Here is a 15,866-nt window from a genome sequence, read left to right as displayed (position 1 = left end):
CCTGATGAAAAACCAGAGCGAATACCACCCAAACTCAGTTATTGGAGCTTCCCCTCAAACATAGAATCTCCCACAGTAGACCTCCGGTGCACTCAGGATCTGTGGCGCACAGGAGAACCCATGTGGGAGCGGGCTTGCTCGCGAAGAGGCCATTGGTCATTTCACCGACTTGATAAAGGCCGCGGTTTCCGCGTGCAAGGGATTGCCAATGACCTGGTCCGGCGAGCCGATCTCGTGCACCAGGCCGTTGCGAAAGAACGCCACGCGGTCGGACACGTCGCGGGCGAAACGGATTTCATGGGTCACCAGGACCATGGTCATGCCGTCTTCGGCGAGCATGCGCATGGTGTCCAGCACTTCGCCCACCAGCTGTGGGTCGAGGGCCGAGGTGGCCTCGTCGAACAGCATGTAGTCCGGCGACATGGCCAGGGCGCGGGCAATTGCCATGCGCTGTTGTTGACCACCGGAGAGCTTGCCGGGGAAGGTCTTGAGCTTGTCGCCCAGGCCCACGTGGGTCAGCTGCCGGACCGCCAGTTCCTCGGCCTCGGCCTTGCTTTTGCCGAGCACCTTGCGTGGCGCCAGCATCACGTTTTCCAGCACCGTGAGGTGGGGAAAGGCGTTCCATTGCTGGAACACGATGCCGATCTTCTGCCGCAGGCGGTTGAGGTCGGTGGCGCTGTGGTGGACCTCGACGCCGTCGACGCGGATGTTGCCTTTCTGGATCGGCTCCAGGCCGTTGATGCACATCAGCAGCGTGGATTTTCCGGAGCCGGAGCCGCCGATGATCGACACCACCTCGCCCTTGTTCACCGTCAGGCTGACACCCTTGACCACTGCCAGGTCGCCGAAGGATTTGTGTACGTTGTCGATCTCAATCATTTTCTTGCCACCTTCTTTCCAGACGGGCGCCCAGGCGAGCGACCACCAGGCTCATGACGTAGTAGATGAGGCCCGCGATGCACAGCACCAGCAGGGGTTCCTGGATGCGGGTCACGATGGTTTGCGAGGCGCGCAGCAGTTCGACGATGCCGATCCACATCACCAGCGCGGTGTCTTTCATCACACTGAGTACCAGGTTCAGCCAGCCGGGGAAGGCCACGCGGGTGGCCATCGGCAGGACGATCCAGCGCAGGTCCTGCAGGTAGCTGAGCCCCAGCGAGCGACTGGCCCGGCGCAGGGTGAACGGCACCGAGAGCACGCCGCTGCGCACGATTTCGGTGAAGTACGCGGCGGCGTAGACCCCCAGCACAATGCAGCCAACGCTGAAGGCACTGATGTCCAGGCCGACGATGCTCTTGAGCGAGTTGAACAGCACGAACTGGATCAGCAGCGGCACGCTGCGAAACACGTCCAGCACCCAGGCCAGTGGCAGGCTGGCCCGTGGCAACAGGGCGCGCAGCAGACCGAATAGCAGCCCGGCGAAGGAGCCGAGGATGATCGACCAGAACGTCAGTTGTAGCGTGACCCAGGCACCCTCGAGGAGGAACAGCAGGTCATTCATGGAAAAGCCGGTGTTCGACATGTTCACCTCCTCAGTAACGGAACAGCCGCCAGGACATCAGCCGGGCTACCGCGACGATCGCCTTGGCAATCAGGTAATACAGCACCGCTGCAATGGCGAAGTACTCGAAGGTGCGGAACGTCTTGACGTTGTAGTCCTGGGTCACCCCGGTCAGGTCGTTGTTCAGCCCGACGATTACCCCCAGCGAGGTCATGAGCACCGCCCAGACCATCTGATTGGTCAACGGGTAGAACACGATCCGCAGCAACTGCGGGACGATGATCATGCGGTAGGCCTGGAAGGCACTCATGCCCAGCGAGCGTGCCGCCCGCACCTGGGTATCGGGCACCGCCTTGAGACCTCCGCGAAAGTTCTCCGCCAGGTAACCGGCATTGTTGAAGGTGATCCCGGCCAGCAGGGCCAGCCACGAACTGACATGCAGGCCCAGGGAACCCAGGCCGAAATACAGGACGTAGATCTGGAACAGCGACGGGGTGTTGCGGGCGATCGATACCCAGCCGTTGCCGATGCCACGCAGCAGCGGGTTTTTGGTTTCTCGCATCACGGTCAGGGCCAGGGCGATCAGCACGCCGAAGATCATCGACAGCGCCGCGGTCTCGAAGGTGACCAGCGCACCGGCGAGCATGTCCGGCAGGGCACGCAGCGCAGAGCGCCATTGGAAGGTGTAATCAAACATGCGCGGGGCTCTCAAGGTGGGTGGCAGGTTGCAGCCAGGCCGGCAGGCGCCCGCTGGCGGTAGCGCTGCAGGCAGCGTCGACACATTCGGTGAGGCTGGCGAAGTGCACCTTGCGCCCCACCAGGCCCGGTGCGTAATGGGCGTACTTGCCCGAGTTGGTCATCAAGGTGGTGGCGGCCGGCGGGATCACCGGCTCGCCGAGCATGCACCAGCAGGTGTCGGTGACCAGGGTCGCGCCAAAGGCCTCGATCACCGCGATGTGCCCGGCCGCACGCGCCTGCTCCAGCACCGCACGGCCGCAGGTGATGGCGAGCACCACCTGCGGGTGCTTGCGCCGACCGCGACACAGCCGCGCCAGCCGGGCAAATTCGCTGAGGGAGAAATGCGGATTGCCCAGCGACACCACATCCACCCGGCTGTCGCGGGCGCTGTTGAGCTCGCGCCAGCTGACCAGCAGGTCCTCCAGGCGGATGCGCTGCAGTGGTAGGACGGCCTGCGGGTCCAGCACCTGCGCCGGGTCCATGGCTTCCGGGGTGACCCCGGCGATGTGGAACAAGGGCGCGGCGGAGGTGGTGGCGAAGGCCGCGCCGAAGGCTTTCAGGTCGTCCAGGTCGGGCGTGCGTTGTTCCAGCCCGAGCACCAGGGGAATGCGGCTCCCTGCCAACCCGCCGATGTGGTAACCCAGCAGCGGGTAGAAGGCATCGTCCAATTCCCCCAGGTCGGGCAGTTCGACGCGCAGCGCCGCTTTGCGCTGCGCGTCCAGGTGGCAGCCAATCAGCGGCGCGCGACCGGTCAGGGCGATGCAGATGTCCAGGTAGTCCGGGTATTTCAGGGTGCGGGCGCCGAGCACGCTGTTGGCGTAGACCACGGCGTTGGACTCGGCCCAGACGATCTGTTCGCCGGCCTTCGGTGCGCTGTCGAGCAGGTAGGGGGCGCACGTGAAACTCAACTGCGCGCCCATTGCCATGTACGCGTCGCCCAAGGCACTGGCCGGTTCCCCAAGGGTCGGGTCGATGCCCAGTTCGCGCCAGCGGCGCTGGTCGACGGAGATCGAGTTGAGGGTGGTCGGCACCCGGACGTTTGCTCCCCATTGCACCAGTTGTTCGGCAAAACGCAGGCTCGCCGGCCCGGTATAGATGCAGCCATCGATGTGGGCCTGGGTGACATCCACCAGGCCGTGGGCACCTTGCAGTTCGGCCATGCGCAAGACGATCTGCATGGCCACCTGGGCGGCCTTGCCCAGCTGGCCGTCGAGCAGCGCCCGATCGAGCTCGCTGAGTTCGATCGACGGTGCGCCCGCTGCACTCGGCAACGGGCTGGCGGGTGCCTGCCAGGTATCAGTTGGTGGTTGTTGGAACAGACTCAGGGCGCCGTCCTCGACCCGGGCGAAGGCCTTGCCGCGCAAGGCGGCGAAGGCCTCCCGGCCGATGCACAGCACCGGCAGGGAACGCTCGAAAATGACCTGGGCCACCAGCACGCCCAGGGTCAGGATTTCATCCGCTTCGGCCAGCACCAGGGCTGCAGGTGCATGACCGTTGCTGATCAACTCCATCAACACACTGCTGCCGGTACAGGAGCCACGGCCACTGGGAATGGCCAGCACCCGGCCGGCCAGGTGTTCACCGCTGAGGGGGTGGTGGCGGTCGATGACTTCCCCGCTGAACGGGTCGACCCCACCCCAGAAGCTCAAGCCGACGTCGGCGAACAACAGGGCGCCCTGTGCGGCGCCCGCGACCAGGCTGCGCCCGGTCAGAGCGGTTGGCCCAGGCATACCGGACATCTCAGTAGTAGACCTGTGGCACGGTCAGGTTGGTGGGCGGGATCTCGGTGCCGACCCATTTGACGAACAACTCGTTGTAACGACCGGTGCGCACCTGCTGGTTGACGAACAGGTTGAGGTAGTTGAGCAGGCCATACTCGTTGCGCTTGGCGCCCAGGGACACGTAGTCGATCACGTAGGGGGCGTTGCCGGCGACTTTCAGGTTCTTGTATTTGCCCGACTTGAGGGTGGCGGCGGCCACGGTGTTGGTCACCACGGTGGCGTCGATATGGCCTTGGGCGACCGCCAGCAAGGTGTCGTTCTGCGACTGATAGGCGCGGAAGGTGCCGGTGCCCCAGTTCTTCACGTCTTTTTCCAGGGCGATGGCCTCATAGGTGCCGCTGGTGTTGCCCACGGGTTTGCCCTTGAGGTCGGCGAAGCCGTTGATGCCGGTGTTGTCGCGGGTCAGCACCACCATCTGGAAGGCGAAGTAGGGCACGGTCAGGCCGACGGTCTTGGCCCGTTCGAGGGTGTCGGAGGTGGAGGCGACGATCACGTCGGCGCGCCCGGAGACCAGTGCCGGGATACGGTCGGGGAAGGGTGTTTCCACCACTTCGGCATCCACGCCGAGGATCTTCGCCAGGTCGTGGCAGTAGTCCACGTCGAATCCGGCCGGGTTGTTGCCGGCATCGCGAAAACCCATGGGCGGGAAGTCCAGGGTCACGGCGCAGCGCAGCTTGCCGGAACCGATGATGTCGTCGAGCTTGTCGGCCTGGGCGGTGGCGATGAAGGAGGTACTGAGCACAGCGCTGAGGGCTACGGCAAATGCTGGGTTTTTCATAGAGGCCTCGTGGTGGGTGAAGTGCGGTCAGGTATCGTATTGGGGATTTCGTATACGATATTAACAATAGCAATCACTGTGCCTGTTTCCAGGCCAAAGCACGAATAAATTCTCAGGCCTTGAACTAGAGGCTTTGCAGCGGCGCAGTCGCCGGCAGGGTGACACCGGGCGCGTCGGACGCCCGGTGGTGGGTGTTACATATGGGAGCAGTGGCCGCGCGCGCGCCCCTTTAGGGAACACCGGCGGGGCCCAGGCTCAGCGCCGGTTGTCGCGGTACTGGCTGGGCGAGAGGCTGGTCAAGGCGCGGAACTGTCGGCTGAAGGCGCTGTGGTCGGTGTAACCGCAGCGCAGGGCGATCTCGGTGATGGGCTGTTCGGTCTCCAGTAACAGCCGCGAGGCTTCCTCCAGGCGGGCCTTGTGAATCATCTGCCGTGGGGTGAGCTGGAACACCCGTTTGCAGTGACGCTCCAGTTGCGCCACGGAGAAACCGGCGATGGCCGTCAGCTCGGCCAAGCTGATAGGCCGGGCGAAGTGGCGACGGATATGGGCGTCCACCGCCGCCAGTTTCTGGAACGCCGGGTGGCTGGATTGCGGCAACTGCAAGTCGCGGGAGATGCCGGCCAGGCCGACGATATGACCGTGCTGGTCGCGCAGGGCGAGCTTGTGGGTCAGGCACCAGATGGGCTGGTTGCCGTAGTAGAGATGGAGTTCAAGCTGGTCGGCCAATTCGCGACCGCTGGCCAGCACCCGCCGATCCTGTTCGGTGTACAGCGGGCCGAAGCGTTCGGGGAAGACCTGGTCGGCGGTCAGCCCGAGCAGGTCGGCACTGTGCTTGAAGCCGCAACGCCGGGCCAGGGTCTGGTTGACGAAGGCATAGCGGGCCTCGCGGTCCTTGATGAAAAACACCACGTCCGCCAGGGTGTCGAGCAAGGGTGCGATGGGGGCTAGGCTGTCGAGCAAGGTCGGCAGGTCGCAGGGCTTGAAGGCGTTGAGTGAGGGGTACATGGCGCCGAGGGTCTGGTGGGGACCCCCGGGATCATAGAGGCTCGGCCGCGTGGCCGGAAGCCCCGGTGGGATTCAGGCCGGCGGGGTGTCGTCCAGGCACAGCAAGGTCTCGATCCGTGCCGGGCTGAACGGTGGGCGTGGTGTCGAAGGTTGCCAGCCGAACAGGTGCTGCACGGCAGCGCCGCATACCCGGCCCTGACAGGCGCCCATGCCGCAGCGACTGGCCAGCTTGGCCTCGCGCCAGTCGGTGTGGCCGGCCAGTGCGCAGTAGGGCACGTCTTCGCAGCGGCAGACCAGGGTGTCGGGAGTGGCCAGGGACTTGAGTGGCGCTCCGAGGGTAAACGCCCGGTTCAGGACTTGGGCGAAGCCCTGCCAACGCGCCCGGCGCGGCCACAGGTGCCGGGCCGCTTCCCTGTCCCCGACGGCGGCGTGGCCGGCAATCGCGCCTTCCACCAACGCCAGTTCGCTGCCGCCGAAACCGGTGCATTCGCCCGCCGCGTAGTGATCGGCACGGCTGCTGGCCTGCCAGGCATCCACCGCCAGGGCTTGCCCTTCGACGGCGTACCCCAGGGCTTGGCCCAATTGGGTGTTGGGGATCAAGCCGAAGCCACAGGCCAGGCGATCACAGGCCAGCTCGACGATTTTTCCGTGTTGTTGCAGGCGCACGCCTTCCAGCCGTTCAGTGCCGAGGGCAGCCAATACATGGGTGCTGCTGCGGTAGTGACGGTCGAACAGGGTGAACGACTGCATCAGCTTGTTGGGCCAGCGTGGCAGGTGCGCGGCGAAGCCGGCGACGGCGGCCAGGGGGGCTTGCTCGGCGATGCGCAGTACCTGGGCGCCGTTGTGTCGGGCGGTGGCGGCGCTGGCCAGCAGCAACGGCCCGCTGCCGGCGATCACCAGGCGTTCACCCTGCACCGGTAGGCCGCCCTTGATCAGCGCCTGCAGGCCACCGGCCCCGGTCACCCCCGGCAAGGTCCAGCCGGGGAAGGGCAGGAGCAGTTCGCGGGCACCGGTACACAGGATCAGTTTGTCGTAGCCGATCAGCCAGCCGCGCTCATCGTCTTCCACCAGCAGTTGTTTCGGGCCGGCGCAGGCGATCACCCGGGTAGCGGGGTGACGGCGGATGTTGCTGCAGGCCTCCAGGCGCTCGCGCAGGCGCCGGGCCGGGTTCGGCAGGCTGGCTTGGGGGCCGTCGCGCCAGATCTGTCCACCCGGCAGCGGGTTGTCGTCGAGCAGGACGATGCGTGCGCCACTGGGGGCGGCGGCGAGGGCGGCGGCCATGCCGGCGGGGCCGGCACCGATGATCAGCAGGTCGGCGTAGTCGCTCATGGTCGTGTCTCCACCTGCATGCCATCACGGCATTGAGTCTGGCAGGCCAGGCGCCGCCGGCCGTCAATGGTCACCCGGCATTCCTGGCAGATGCCCATGCCGCACAGCGGTGCGCGGCGCTGGCCACTGACCGAGGTGCGACTGCAACCGTCGCCCCCCAGGGCCAGCGCGGCGGCCACACTGGTGCCTTCGGCCACGCGCAGGGCGCGACCGTCCAGGATCAAGTCAGGCATACACGGCCTCCCCGAGGAAACGTTGTGGCAGATAAGGTTGCGCGGCCAGTGGCGAGGGCTCGTCGAACAACTGCGCCAGCAACAGGTCCGCGGTGCCGGGGGCGGTGGTCACCCCCAGGCCCTCGTGACCGACCGCCAGCCACAGGCCCTGGCGTTGTGGGTGCTGGCCCACCAGCGGCAGGCCGTCGGGGCTGGCGGCACGAAAGCCGGTCCAGGCACGGATGCCGTTGAGTTGGGCCAGCCCTGGCATGTATTCGGTAGCGCGCTTGAGCATCTTCGCTAGCATCCAGCCCTCGACCTGGGGGTCGGTGGTGCCGAACTGGCGCGAGGCACCGATGAACAACTGGCCGGTCGGCCGCGGTTGGATGTTGCAGGCCGTCGACGGGCCGCTGGCGGTGTGGGCGCTGGTGACGTAACCGAGTTCCACCAGCGTGTGGGTGACGGTGCCGGGGTAGCGGTCGGTGATCAGCAGGTGGCCTTTCTTCGGTTCGATCGGCAACTCCGGGCACAGCTCGCTGGCCTGGATACCGTTGGCCAGTACCACCGCCTCGGCACTCAGCCAGTGGCCGTCGTCCAGGCGCACGCGGTTGCCCTCGACTTCGCAGACCCGCGCCCGGCGTTGGCGGATGTTCGCGTGGTCGAGCATCCAGCGAGCGGTGGCCGGGGCATAGAGAATGCCGTCGTCATGGATCAGCAGGCCGCCCTCCAGGCCTGCGCGCAGTTCTGGTTCGCGCTGGCGCAGGGCGCTGGCACCGAGCAACTCGCACGCCACGCCCTGGGCCTGCAGGTTCAGGTATTTGCTCTGGGCCACGGCCATTTCTTCGGCATTGGCCGCCAGCCACAGGGTGCCATTGCTGCGGTAGGCGCAGCCTTCGGGCAAGGACAGCGCGTGTTCGCGCCAGCGTTGCAGGGAATACTGACTCAGGGCCAGTTCGGCCGGGTTATCGTCGAGCACCAGCAAGTGCCCCATGCCGGCCGCCGTGGCGCCGGGCAAACCGGCGTCGAGCACCAGTACACGCAAGCCGCGAAGGGCCAGGGCCTGGGCACAGGCGGCGCCGATGATGCCGGCGCCGATCACGATCACATCGGCCACCTGGCCCTGGCTCATGGGCGAATGCCCCAGGCGAACGGGTCGTCCTGCTCGATGATCAGGCTGGCTTCGGCGCTGATGAACGCGCGACCGCGAATGGTCGGCACAATGCGCTCGCCCTGCCGTTCGTAAGAGCCTTCGAACTCGCTGCCGATCACACTGGCCTGGCGCCAGATCTGCCCCGGCTGCAACTTGTCGTCGGCGGCCAGGCACGCCAGTTTGGCGCTGGTGCCGGTGCCGCAGGGTGAGCGGTCGTAGGCTTTGCCGGGGCAGAGTACGAAGTTGCGGCTGTCGGCTTGCTCGTCATCGGCGAACAGTTCGACATGATCGATCAGGCCGCCGTCTTCGCCACGAATGCCCTGGACTTCCAGTGCCTGCTGCACGGCGAAGGTGTAGGCGGTCAGTGCGTCCAGGTTGTCGCCGGCCACCCGCAGGCCATGCTCAGCCATCAGGAAAAACCAGTTTCCGCCCCAGGCGATGTCGCCAACCACCCGGCCGATTCCCGGGACGTCCAGGGCCAGGGACTTGCGGTAACGGTAGGCCGGTACGTTGCGCACGCTCACCGAATGGTCGTCGTGCAGGGTCGCCTGCACGGTGCCCACCGGGGTCTCGATGCTGTGCACACCGGGGCCGATCCTGCCCAGGTGTGCCAGCGAGGCCACCAGGCCAATGGTGCCGTGGCCGCACATTCCCAGGTAGCCGGTGTTGTTGAAGAAAATCACCCCGGCACAGGCGCTCGGGTCCACAGGCTCGCACAGCAGTGCGCCCACCAGTACGTCGCTGCCCCGTGGTTCCAGCACGCAGGCGGCGCGCCATTGATCGTGGTGCTCGGCCAGTCGCTGGCGACGTTCGGCCATGCTGCCGCTGCCCAGGTCAGGGAAACCGGCGGTCACCAGGCGGGTGGGTTCGCCGCCGGTGTGGGAGTCGATCACGGTGATGCGTTTCATGGGTGGGCCACGTCCGTTCAGATGAGTGAACGAAAGAGTGGCCTCTCCAGGGGGGTGTCGGCTTGATGGATTTATCCGGTGCCGATGACGAAATCAGCACAGTGGCCTGGCGGCTCAGTGGCTGTGGGGCAGGTGCTCGAACAGGGTCTTGCAGACCCCGGCAATGTGCTCGTCCAGCAGTTTCACCGCCAGGTCGACGTCACCGGCACGGCAGGCCGCGAGGATTTCCCGGTGCTCGTGATCGGCCCGCTCCTTGCCGGCCGAGAGGCTCATCTGCATGCGCAGGTAGCGCTCCAGTTTGTCATTGACCGAACGAATCAGGCTGACCAGGAACGGACGCTGTGCCGGCTCATACAGGCAGGAGTGCAGTTCCCAGTTGAGTTCGGCCCAGCGGCCGACGTCGTCCTCGCCAATGAATTCCTGGCAGATGCGCTCCGCGCGGTCGAAGGTGTCCTGCGTCATGTTGGGGATGGCCAGGCGCAGCACCTTGTCTTCCAGCAACATGCGCACTTCGAACATCTGCGCCAGTTCCGCGTCGGAAATCCGCGTGACCATCGCCCCGCGATTGCGCTGGAACATCACCAGGCCTTCAGCCTCCAGACGCTTGAGGGCCTCGCGCACCGGGATCTTGCTGACGTTGAACTGCCGGGCAATGTCGTCTTGACGAATCGGCTCGTCCTCGGCGAAGTGCCCGGCGACGATGGCGTCACGCAGGTGGCGGGTGATGATTTCCGACGTCGAAGGCGTGTTGCCGAGGTCGGGAGCGTTGAGTCTGGGTAGGTTCACGGTGGTGGTCGTTTGGAGTGAGATAGCGATAGGGTATACGAAATTCTTTCGTTGGGCTTCCCGGGACCGTGGCAACCTTGGGGGGCGCATCACCTTTATGACGGCGCTGGCTGCGGTGCACAGGCCGGTCATGCTCCAATAGCGCCCCGCATTGGCGGTCAGCCACCCCCGACTGGAAACCGAGCATGAAGAACACCGCAGCATTGACCTTCGCCTGGATACTCATGGCCGGACTGGCCAGCCCGGCCACCGCAGGGGCGGGGGATGCCCAGGCCGGCGAAAAACTGTTCAAGCGCATCTGCGGCGGTTGCCATCAGGTCGGGGAATCGGCACGGGCCGGATTCGGTCCGCCACTCAACGCCATTTTTGGCCGCCAGGCGGGCAGCGCCGCCGGCTACCAGTACTCCGATGCGATGAAATCCGCCGACATCGTCTGGACCCGCGACACCCTGACCGCCTACCTCGAAGACCCCAAGGCCGTGGTCCCCGGCACCCGCATGATCTTCTGGGGGCTCAGCGACCAGGAGAAAATCGACAATCTGCTGGCGTATTTGCAGGGCTTTCAGCCGCAGTGATGCCTGAATAGCCGGGCAGGGCGCAACCTTTTGCTCACATGTCACTGCGTTGCCAGTCCCTGCAATCAAAGAGCAAACCTACACCACTCAACGAAACGTCTGATTTATCTCCTCGTGCCTCCTCGTCTAGCGTGCTCGTCCCTACCGATCACATAAGGACGTGTCTGGCATGAGGCGCTATCACATCACCGTTGGAGCCAAAACCACGGTCAATGGCACCGTGCTCACGGGCTACGAGTACAGCACGATCAATGGCCAGGTCATGGCCCGAGAGGGCGATGAGGTTGACTGCCCGGAATGTGACAGCACCGGGGTCATCGTCTGCGACGGCCCGCACCTGGTGGACCTGCTGGATGGGCGCAACGCCGCCCTCGACGGCGACCTCTGCCGTTGCAAGTGCGACCCGCCGCCGCGGCTGATTGCCAACCAGAATCTCAGGTGTCAGTTGTTCAACGATGGCGACGTTGCACCGCGCCCCCGAGCAGCCGCTCCGGTCGCTGCCCGGCAACCGGTAGCCGAGCCGCGTCCCGCAGGTTTCGCCCCCGCACCGAGCCCTCCCACTCCAGGGTGGTTCAGTAGCGCGCAAGCCTTGGAGCCCGGCTTCTACATCGTGCCCAAGAGCACCACCCGTGAAGAGTTGGAGTCGACGTTGTTCACCCTGCGCGACCCGGCGGTGATGGGCAAGTTTCAGTTGCTCAACCCCGTTTCAGGTGTTGTCAAAGCTGGCTCGATGATCGTGCTGAGTGATCCCGGCAACCTGCAATGCCGTCGTGAAGAGGCCTTGCTCATGGAGGTGGCGGCCGGGCTGAACACGACACTCGAAGCGCTGAGCCCGGAAGAAGCGGATTTCATGGTGCATCACCGTGACGAAATCCAGACCTTTCTGGCCCTGGGGTCAACCGCTATTGGCATCGGCAAGGATATTTTCAAAAGTAACCTGGATAACGTAAGCAAGATTCTGCATGAGATCGAAGCCTTGCATCTGCGTGCGTTCCAGAGAGATGGACACCTGCGGTCGCCGACGTTTTTTGCCGAGCGTCAAAGTCTGCTTGCGCAACTCAATACCCATTTGACGACCCTGACGCGTAAAGGCATCGGTTTCCCCGATCATCCGAACTTGAAGCGCGCTCTGGGCATCTCCAGCCGCAGCCTGGTTCACCACTGGAGCAAAGCCAATGTCACAGGGCAAATACCGGGTTACGCCGCTCATATCGATAGCGCGGCCAAGGCCACTTCCATCCTCAAGCGCGGCGGATGGATTGGTCCAGTTCTTGGCGTTGGTGCCTCTGCCCTGAAGGTCCAGGGCGTGTGTACGGCGGGGAGCAGCGAGGCCTGTGAGCGGGTCAAGTTTACTGAGACGGGTAGCTTTGTCGGAGGAGGAGCAGGCGGTATGGTCGCCGGTGCACTTTTAACGGCTCCAGCCGTTACAGGGCTATGCGTTGGGCTTGGTGTCCCAACGGGAGGGACATCGTTGCTCGTATGCGGTGTTTTGGTGGTTGGGGCAGCATCTTTTGCTTCTGGTGTTGCAGGAGGGGAGTTTGGAGAAAGTATTGGTGACATTATCTATGAGCAGACTCGATGAGTACCTTCGAGCCGCGTGAGGTCTTTATCCTCTTTGGTGGCGGTGGGGTTGTCTTGGGCTTACTTACATGGATTGGGGTTGGGTTATACATGGCCAACACTCAATTGGATTTGATGTTAGGACACCTCAAGAACTGTCCTTCGGTCAACAGATTAGTTTCACTCAAACACGGTGGTCTTTGGGGCAAGTTGTTGCTGGTTGGCAGCATTTCAGGGGTTGTCACGTTTCCTGGCTTTTACTTGAAACGCGGGGAAGTCATTGACGCAGATCTGACCCAATTCCCCCTGCAACTGAAGCGAAAACTGATCCTTTTTCAGTGGGTTGGGATAGTACTTTTAAGTTCGCTATTTTTAATGTGGGGTGTTGCTAAAACTATCGGCTGGTTGCGATAGTCACCATTACATGGCTGAGTTCTGGAGTCCCTGGTGGGCGTTTGCCTTGATGCTGGGGTCATTCCTGGTCTGCCTTATAGGTCAGGCCATAACCACGAATGATCTGGTCATCCTGGTTTCTGGGTATCGGTCTTGCCTGGTTGTTTCTCAATGTCGCCCTGCTCAAACTCTCTGGAAGCTGACAGTCGCACTGGCCCTTGAGAACGTCCCGGTTACGCCGCCCATAGAGAGCAGGTCGTCAAGGCCGCCGTACCTTCAGGTCCGACGGCCACTTTGGCGTCGGCCTGGGCGGGGCTTCGTCCTGTTTGTAGCGTCGCATTGCAGTGATGTGCAAGGCCGTTATCAACCAGCCACGTGCGCCTGGATCTGCAGTTGGCCATCGATGTCCTTGACCAGTCCACTGGCTACGAACAGGGGTACGAGTCGCTTGTGCAGGTCGGGCTCGACAAATTCCTTGACGGTGTCCAGCGCCAGGTTGCCGCTGACGTCCAGCTCGACCTTGGTGTAGGACAGCCAGGCCTTTTTCAGCATCAGCAGGACATCGCTGCCTGAGGTCGAGGCAAAGCGGCGGTTGGCCGGTTGGCCGTCGAAGGTGAAGGTGTGCCGGTGCTCATAGCCCGTCTCGTCGCCTGCGCTGGCGGCACAGCGGCTGCACGTGCAGGGGCCGTTGCCGAAGGCGGTGCGCAGGTAGCTGTTGAAGTCCACCACGGGCTTGAGCGCCAGGCGCTTGTCCACTTCGAACAGGTCGCCGGTCATTTTCTCGTCACTATTCAACGTCCACTTCCTCGCAATCAAACCGTTGATCTTTTTCAGCGCGGCACAATAGCAGCCGAATGGGCTGTGCAGGATTTTTTTGCGGCCGGTTGGCTGACCGGTGCTTATTCATACCAGCAGGCTTTCTGGTCAAGGCAACTGTGTTTCTGCCGGGCAGGTGGCAGCGGCGTGTCCAGGGTGGCGATGGCGATGGAGATCCAGTCGGCATAGGGGCCTTGTGAATTGCGCCAGAACAGAGACGCGCCACAGTCGCTGCAGAATTGCCGGGTGACGCCGGGGGAGGATTCATAGGCCTTGAGGGTGGCGGCAGGGTCAATCAGCGACAGCGCCGACCGGGGTACGCTGCCGTAGGTGGCGAAGGCTGCGCCATGGGCCTTTTGGCATCGGCGGCAATGGCAGTGGGTAATGGCCTTGAGCGCGCTGGATAGCTGGTAGTGCACAGCGCCGCACAGGCAACTGCCGTGGTGAAGTTCGTCCATGGGGGTGTCCTGAATGTCGTCGCGCTACTGTAGCGTTCAGGTGCCCCCTTGGCGATTGGGGAGCGGCCGGAGCCGCTCCCGCGAGCCGGGTTTACTGACGCAGTTTCGCGCAATGGTCCTGTGCCGGTTGCGCGGCGGTGTACCACACATAATCCGCGCTTTCGGCGGTCACGGTCTTGCCGACCTCGGCCAACACCAACACCGCATTGCCTTCGCCCGCTCCCAGGTCTTTCAGGTGCAGGGGCACGCCCAGGTCCTTGCGCACATGGAAGGCCCCGGCCAACAGCAGCGCGGGTGCCGGTGCGGCCAGCAGGCGCTCGGCTATGCGTCGGTCACGTTGCTGCTGCACGGCGAGCATCGCCGGCATCTGCGCTTCGGGCAACAGGCCGCAATGGGACTCGCGAATATCGTCCAGCAAGGTGGCTTGCACCTGTGGGGCGGTGGAGGCATCGCCGGTCAGCACAGGACGCTGTTTGTAGATCTGCCTGATCTGCGCCCGGTCCAGGTTGGCCGCCAGCAGCGGGTAGGGTTGCCCCAGGGCGTAGGTCACCAGCGCGCCATACACACTCCAGTCCCAGTTGGCTCGCCAGGCCAGTGCCTGGTAAGGATCGGCCGGTGGCTGGCCGGCACGGGTCGCGGTTTGCGCGGCATCGATCCTGGCCTGCTGGTCGGGGTTGAGCATTTCCATCAGCAGGCTGCCCTGGGGGCGTTGCGCCGCCAGTTCGCGCAGCAGCCACAATTGCACGGCGTGGTGATCGGGGTTGTCGTGCTGTTCGCCGACCAGTACCCGCGGCGCGCTGGCGAGGCGTTCGACCAATTGCTGCGGGGTGAGAGTGCGGCCGGTGGCGAGTTCACGGATCATTCCCAGGTCGGCGTGGTCACGCCCTTGCGGGGCGATTGGCGCCGGAGGCGGCAGTACGTGATGGGATTGGCAGGCCGCCAACAGGCTGAACAGGCAAAGCAACAGAAGGCGCATCGGTAGTCCTTGTTAGAAAGAGAGCCCCTCGTTCCGATGAGGTGGAGGGGGGCAACCATCCTGGAGTAACAATAGAGGGTCACAATAGCGCGCCGCCAGTGGCGCAGTCCAAAACGTCTTCAGGGGCAAACAGAGCGGCTTTGGCCAGGCCGGTTGTCGATGGTTATGATGGCGCACCCGGATGAAGGACTTCATACCCGGGATGACCATCAAGAGGTGACAATGGACGCATGGACGCTGCACTGGCTGGAAGCCTCGGGGAGCCTTGGCGAGATTCGTGGTGATGTGATCGACGAATTCGACGTCGCCTACCAGGCGATTTCCCGCCTGCTGCCGCCGCCACGACTGGATGTGCTGATCCAGAGGCTGCCGGGCGAGACCATTGCTGAAATGGGCCTCGTCGGGCGAGCGTATCGCAGCAGCATGTTCTCGATGACCCTCGACCCGGACAACCCGAATTTCTCGTCCAGCCTGCGCAACGGCACCTTGCAGCGGCAGGTCATCCACGAGGTTCATCATTGCCTGCGCATGGCGGGGCCAGGCTACGGTTGGACCCTGGGCGAGGCGCTGGTCAGCGAGGGGCTGGCCGGCCAGTTTGTCAGGCAGTTGCTCGACAGCGAACCCGAGCCTTGGGAGCAGGCCCTCACCGCCGCAGAGTTGGCATGCTCACCCGTCGACCTCAGGGCACTTGAGGCGACGTACTACGACCACAACGAGTGGTTCTTTGGTACCGGGGCTCGTCCGCGCTGGCTGGGCTATACGCTCGGTTACCGGATGGTCGGGCACTGGCTGGCGGCAACGGGGGAAGTCGACGCCGCCACCTGGATCAACGTACCGGCGAAGGACATCATCGCCTCGGCGGTTGAGGCAGGCATTGTGCTGCTCGAACCCTGAGTGACG

18 protein-coding genes are annotated in these 15,866 nt (G+C 64.1%); 4 read left to right on the top strand and 14 right to left on the bottom strand.

The window, feature by feature from the left end:
• Positions 1 to 156 precede the first annotated feature (156 nt).
• The 11 genes from AC3WQN_RS20985 to AC3WQN_RS20935 all read right to left on the bottom strand — a co-directional run bounded on the left by AC3WQN_RS20985 (position 157) and on the right by AC3WQN_RS20935 (position 10,188).
• Positions 157 to 879 carry an amino acid ABC transporter ATP-binding protein gene (locus tag AC3WQN_RS20985; protein WP_103400860.1) on the bottom strand — a complete coding sequence of 241 codons (723 nt, stop codon included), beginning with the start codon at positions 877 to 879 and terminating at the stop codon, positions 157 to 159.
• Positions 872 to 1,522 carry an amino acid ABC transporter permease gene (locus tag AC3WQN_RS20980; protein WP_095077300.1) on the bottom strand — a complete coding sequence of 217 codons (651 nt, stop codon included), beginning with the start codon at positions 1,520 to 1,522 and terminating at the stop codon, positions 872 to 874. Before AC3WQN_RS20980 ends, AC3WQN_RS20985 begins: the two co-directional genes overlap by 8 nt.
• Before the next feature lie 10 nt (positions 1,523 to 1,532).
• Positions 1,533 to 2,198, bottom strand: a complete 666-nt coding sequence (locus AC3WQN_RS20975) for an amino acid ABC transporter permease (RefSeq protein WP_095146411.1) — start codon at positions 2,196 to 2,198, stop codon at positions 1,533 to 1,535.
• On the bottom strand, positions 2,191 to 3,969 hold the full coding sequence (lhpI, locus tag AC3WQN_RS20970) for a cis-3-hydroxy-L-proline dehydratase (protein ID WP_492589315.1): 1,779 nt from the start codon (positions 3,967 to 3,969) through the stop codon (positions 2,191 to 2,193). The genes AC3WQN_RS20975 and lhpI overlap by 8 nt, the downstream gene beginning before the upstream one ends.
• A 10-nt stretch (positions 3,970 to 3,979) precedes the next feature.
• Positions 3,980 to 4,798 carry an ABC transporter substrate-binding protein gene (locus tag AC3WQN_RS20965; protein ID WP_095077297.1) on the bottom strand — a complete coding sequence of 273 codons (819 nt, stop codon included), beginning with the start codon at positions 4,796 to 4,798 and terminating at the stop codon, positions 3,980 to 3,982.
• 255 nt (positions 4,799 to 5,053) lie between these two features.
• Entirely contained in the window at positions 5,054 to 5,803 is a 750-nt protein-coding gene (locus tag AC3WQN_RS20960) for an AraC family transcriptional regulator (RefSeq protein ID WP_103400862.1), read from the bottom strand.
• Positions 5,804 to 5,875: 72 nt separating this feature from the next.
• Entirely contained in the window at positions 5,876 to 7,132 is a 1,257-nt protein-coding gene (locus AC3WQN_RS20955) for an NAD(P)/FAD-dependent oxidoreductase (RefSeq protein ID WP_103400863.1), read from the bottom strand.
• Positions 7,129 to 7,365, bottom strand: a complete 237-nt coding sequence (locus AC3WQN_RS20950) for a (2Fe-2S)-binding protein (RefSeq protein WP_095077294.1) — start codon at positions 7,363 to 7,365, stop codon at positions 7,129 to 7,131. The genes AC3WQN_RS20955 and AC3WQN_RS20950 overlap by 4 nt, the downstream gene beginning before the upstream one ends.
• The gene (locus tag AC3WQN_RS20945) at positions 7,358 to 8,473 is read right to left on the bottom strand and encodes an NAD(P)/FAD-dependent oxidoreductase (RefSeq protein ID WP_103400864.1); all 1,116 of its coding nucleotides are present in this window, start codon (positions 8,471 to 8,473) and stop codon (positions 7,358 to 7,360) included. Before AC3WQN_RS20945 ends, AC3WQN_RS20950 begins: the two co-directional genes overlap by 8 nt.
• On the bottom strand, positions 8,470 to 9,402 hold the full coding sequence (locus tag AC3WQN_RS20940; RefSeq protein WP_103400865.1) for a 4-hydroxyproline epimerase: 933 nt from the start codon (positions 9,400 to 9,402) through the stop codon (positions 8,470 to 8,472). Before AC3WQN_RS20940 ends, AC3WQN_RS20945 begins: the two co-directional genes overlap by 4 nt.
• Positions 9,403 to 9,516: 114 nt before the next feature.
• Positions 9,517 to 10,188 (bottom strand): GntR family transcriptional regulator, encoded by a 672-nt coding sequence (locus tag AC3WQN_RS20935; RefSeq protein WP_103400866.1) that lies wholly within the window; start codon positions 10,186 to 10,188, stop codon positions 9,517 to 9,519.
• 185 nt (positions 10,189 to 10,373) lie between these two features.
• On the opposite strand from AC3WQN_RS20935, the gene AC3WQN_RS20930 reads away from it, so the two are divergent.
• The 3 genes from AC3WQN_RS20930 (at position 10,374) to AC3WQN_RS20920 (ending at position 12,737) form a co-directional block, all read left to right on the top strand.
• Complete coding sequence (locus tag AC3WQN_RS20930; protein ID WP_103400867.1) at positions 10,374 to 10,763, top strand: c-type cytochrome; 390 nt, start codon at positions 10,374 to 10,376, stop codon at positions 10,761 to 10,763.
• A gap of 169 nt (positions 10,764 to 10,932) precedes the next feature.
• Positions 10,933 to 12,345, top strand: coding sequence for a PAAR domain-containing protein (locus AC3WQN_RS20925; RefSeq protein WP_103400868.1), 1,413 nt, complete (start codon positions 10,933 to 10,935; stop codon positions 12,343 to 12,345).
• Positions 12,342 to 12,737 carry a hypothetical protein gene (locus AC3WQN_RS20920; RefSeq protein ID WP_103400869.1) on the top strand — a complete coding sequence of 132 codons (396 nt, stop codon included), beginning with the start codon at positions 12,342 to 12,344 and terminating at the stop codon, positions 12,735 to 12,737. The genes AC3WQN_RS20925 and AC3WQN_RS20920 overlap by 4 nt, the downstream gene beginning before the upstream one ends.
• A gap of 342 nt (positions 12,738 to 13,079) precedes the next feature.
• Here AC3WQN_RS20920 and AC3WQN_RS20915 read toward each other — a convergent pair whose 3' ends face one another.
• The 3 genes from AC3WQN_RS20915 to AC3WQN_RS20905 form a co-directional block, all read right to left on the bottom strand.
• On the bottom strand, positions 13,080 to 13,511 hold the full coding sequence (locus tag AC3WQN_RS20915; RefSeq protein WP_103400870.1) for a hypothetical protein: 432 nt from the start codon (positions 13,509 to 13,511) through the stop codon (positions 13,080 to 13,082).
• Positions 13,512 to 13,615: 104 nt separating this feature from the next.
• Positions 13,616 to 13,990 (bottom strand): GFA family protein, encoded by a 375-nt coding sequence (locus tag AC3WQN_RS20910; protein ID WP_103400871.1) that lies wholly within the window; start codon positions 13,988 to 13,990, stop codon positions 13,616 to 13,618.
• A 91-nt stretch (positions 13,991 to 14,081) separates the two neighbouring features.
• Entirely contained in the window at positions 14,082 to 14,966 is an 885-nt protein-coding gene (locus AC3WQN_RS20905) for a ChaN family lipoprotein (protein WP_103400872.1), read from the bottom strand.
• A 222-nt stretch (positions 14,967 to 15,188) separates the two neighbouring features.
• Between AC3WQN_RS20905 and AC3WQN_RS20900 the strand changes: the two genes are divergently transcribed.
• Positions 15,189 to 15,860: a DUF2268 domain-containing putative Zn-dependent protease gene (locus tag AC3WQN_RS20900; RefSeq protein WP_103400873.1), complete on the top strand. Its 672-nt coding sequence runs from the start codon at positions 15,189 to 15,191 to the stop codon at positions 15,858 to 15,860.
• Positions 15,861 to 15,866: the final 6 nt, after the last annotated feature.

The organism is Pseudomonas sp. FW300-N1A1 (genome assembly GCF_058789115.1).
Note: the sequence above shows the minus strand (reverse complement) of the source record. Positions and strands in the feature narration are given on the sequence as shown.

Coding starts and splice junctions, on each gene's coding strand:
- AC3WQN_RS20985 (WP_103400860.1), bottom strand. CDS start 879: ATGATTGAGATCGACAACGTACACAAATCCTTCGGCGACCTGGCAGTG.
- AC3WQN_RS20980 (WP_095077300.1), bottom strand. CDS start 1,522: ATGTCGAACACCGGCTTTTCCATGAATGACCTGCTGTTCCTCCTCGAG.
- AC3WQN_RS20975 (WP_095146411.1), bottom strand. CDS start 2,198: ATGTTTGATTACACCTTCCAATGGCGCTCTGCGCTGCGTGCCCTGCCG.
- lhpI (WP_492589315.1), bottom strand. CDS start 3,969: ATGCCTGGGCCAACCGCTCTGACCGGGCGCAGCCTGGTCGCGGGCGCC.
- AC3WQN_RS20965 (WP_095077297.1), bottom strand. CDS start 4,798: ATGAAAAACCCAGCATTTGCCGTAGCCCTCAGCGCTGTGCTCAGTACC.
- AC3WQN_RS20960 (WP_103400862.1), bottom strand. CDS start 5,803: ATGTACCCCTCACTCAACGCCTTCAAGCCCTGCGACCTGCCGACCTTG.
- AC3WQN_RS20955 (WP_103400863.1), bottom strand. CDS start 7,132: ATGAGCGACTACGCCGACCTGCTGATCATCGGTGCCGGCCCCGCCGGC.
- AC3WQN_RS20950 (WP_095077294.1), bottom strand. CDS start 7,365: ATGCCTGACTTGATCCTGGACGGTCGCGCCCTGCGCGTGGCCGAAGGC.
- AC3WQN_RS20945 (WP_103400864.1), bottom strand. CDS start 8,473: ATGAGCCAGGGCCAGGTGGCCGATGTGATCGTGATCGGCGCCGGCATC.
- AC3WQN_RS20940 (WP_103400865.1), bottom strand. CDS start 9,402: ATGAAACGCATCACCGTGATCGACTCCCACACCGGCGGCGAACCCACC.
- AC3WQN_RS20930 (WP_103400867.1), top strand. CDS start 10,374: ATGAAGAACACCGCAGCATTGACCTTCGCCTGGATACTCATGGCCGGA.
- AC3WQN_RS20925 (WP_103400868.1), top strand. CDS start 10,933: ATGAGGCGCTATCACATCACCGTTGGAGCCAAAACCACGGTCAATGGC.
- AC3WQN_RS20920 (WP_103400869.1), top strand. CDS start 12,342: ATGAGTACCTTCGAGCCGCGTGAGGTCTTTATCCTCTTTGGTGGCGGT.
- AC3WQN_RS20910 (WP_103400871.1), bottom strand. CDS start 13,990: ATGGACGAACTTCACCACGGCAGTTGCCTGTGCGGCGCTGTGCACTAC.
- AC3WQN_RS20905 (WP_103400872.1), bottom strand. CDS start 14,966: ATGCGCCTTCTGTTGCTTTGCCTGTTCAGCCTGTTGGCGGCCTGCCAA.
- AC3WQN_RS20900 (WP_103400873.1), top strand. CDS start 15,189: ATGGACGCATGGACGCTGCACTGGCTGGAAGCCTCGGGGAGCCTTGGC.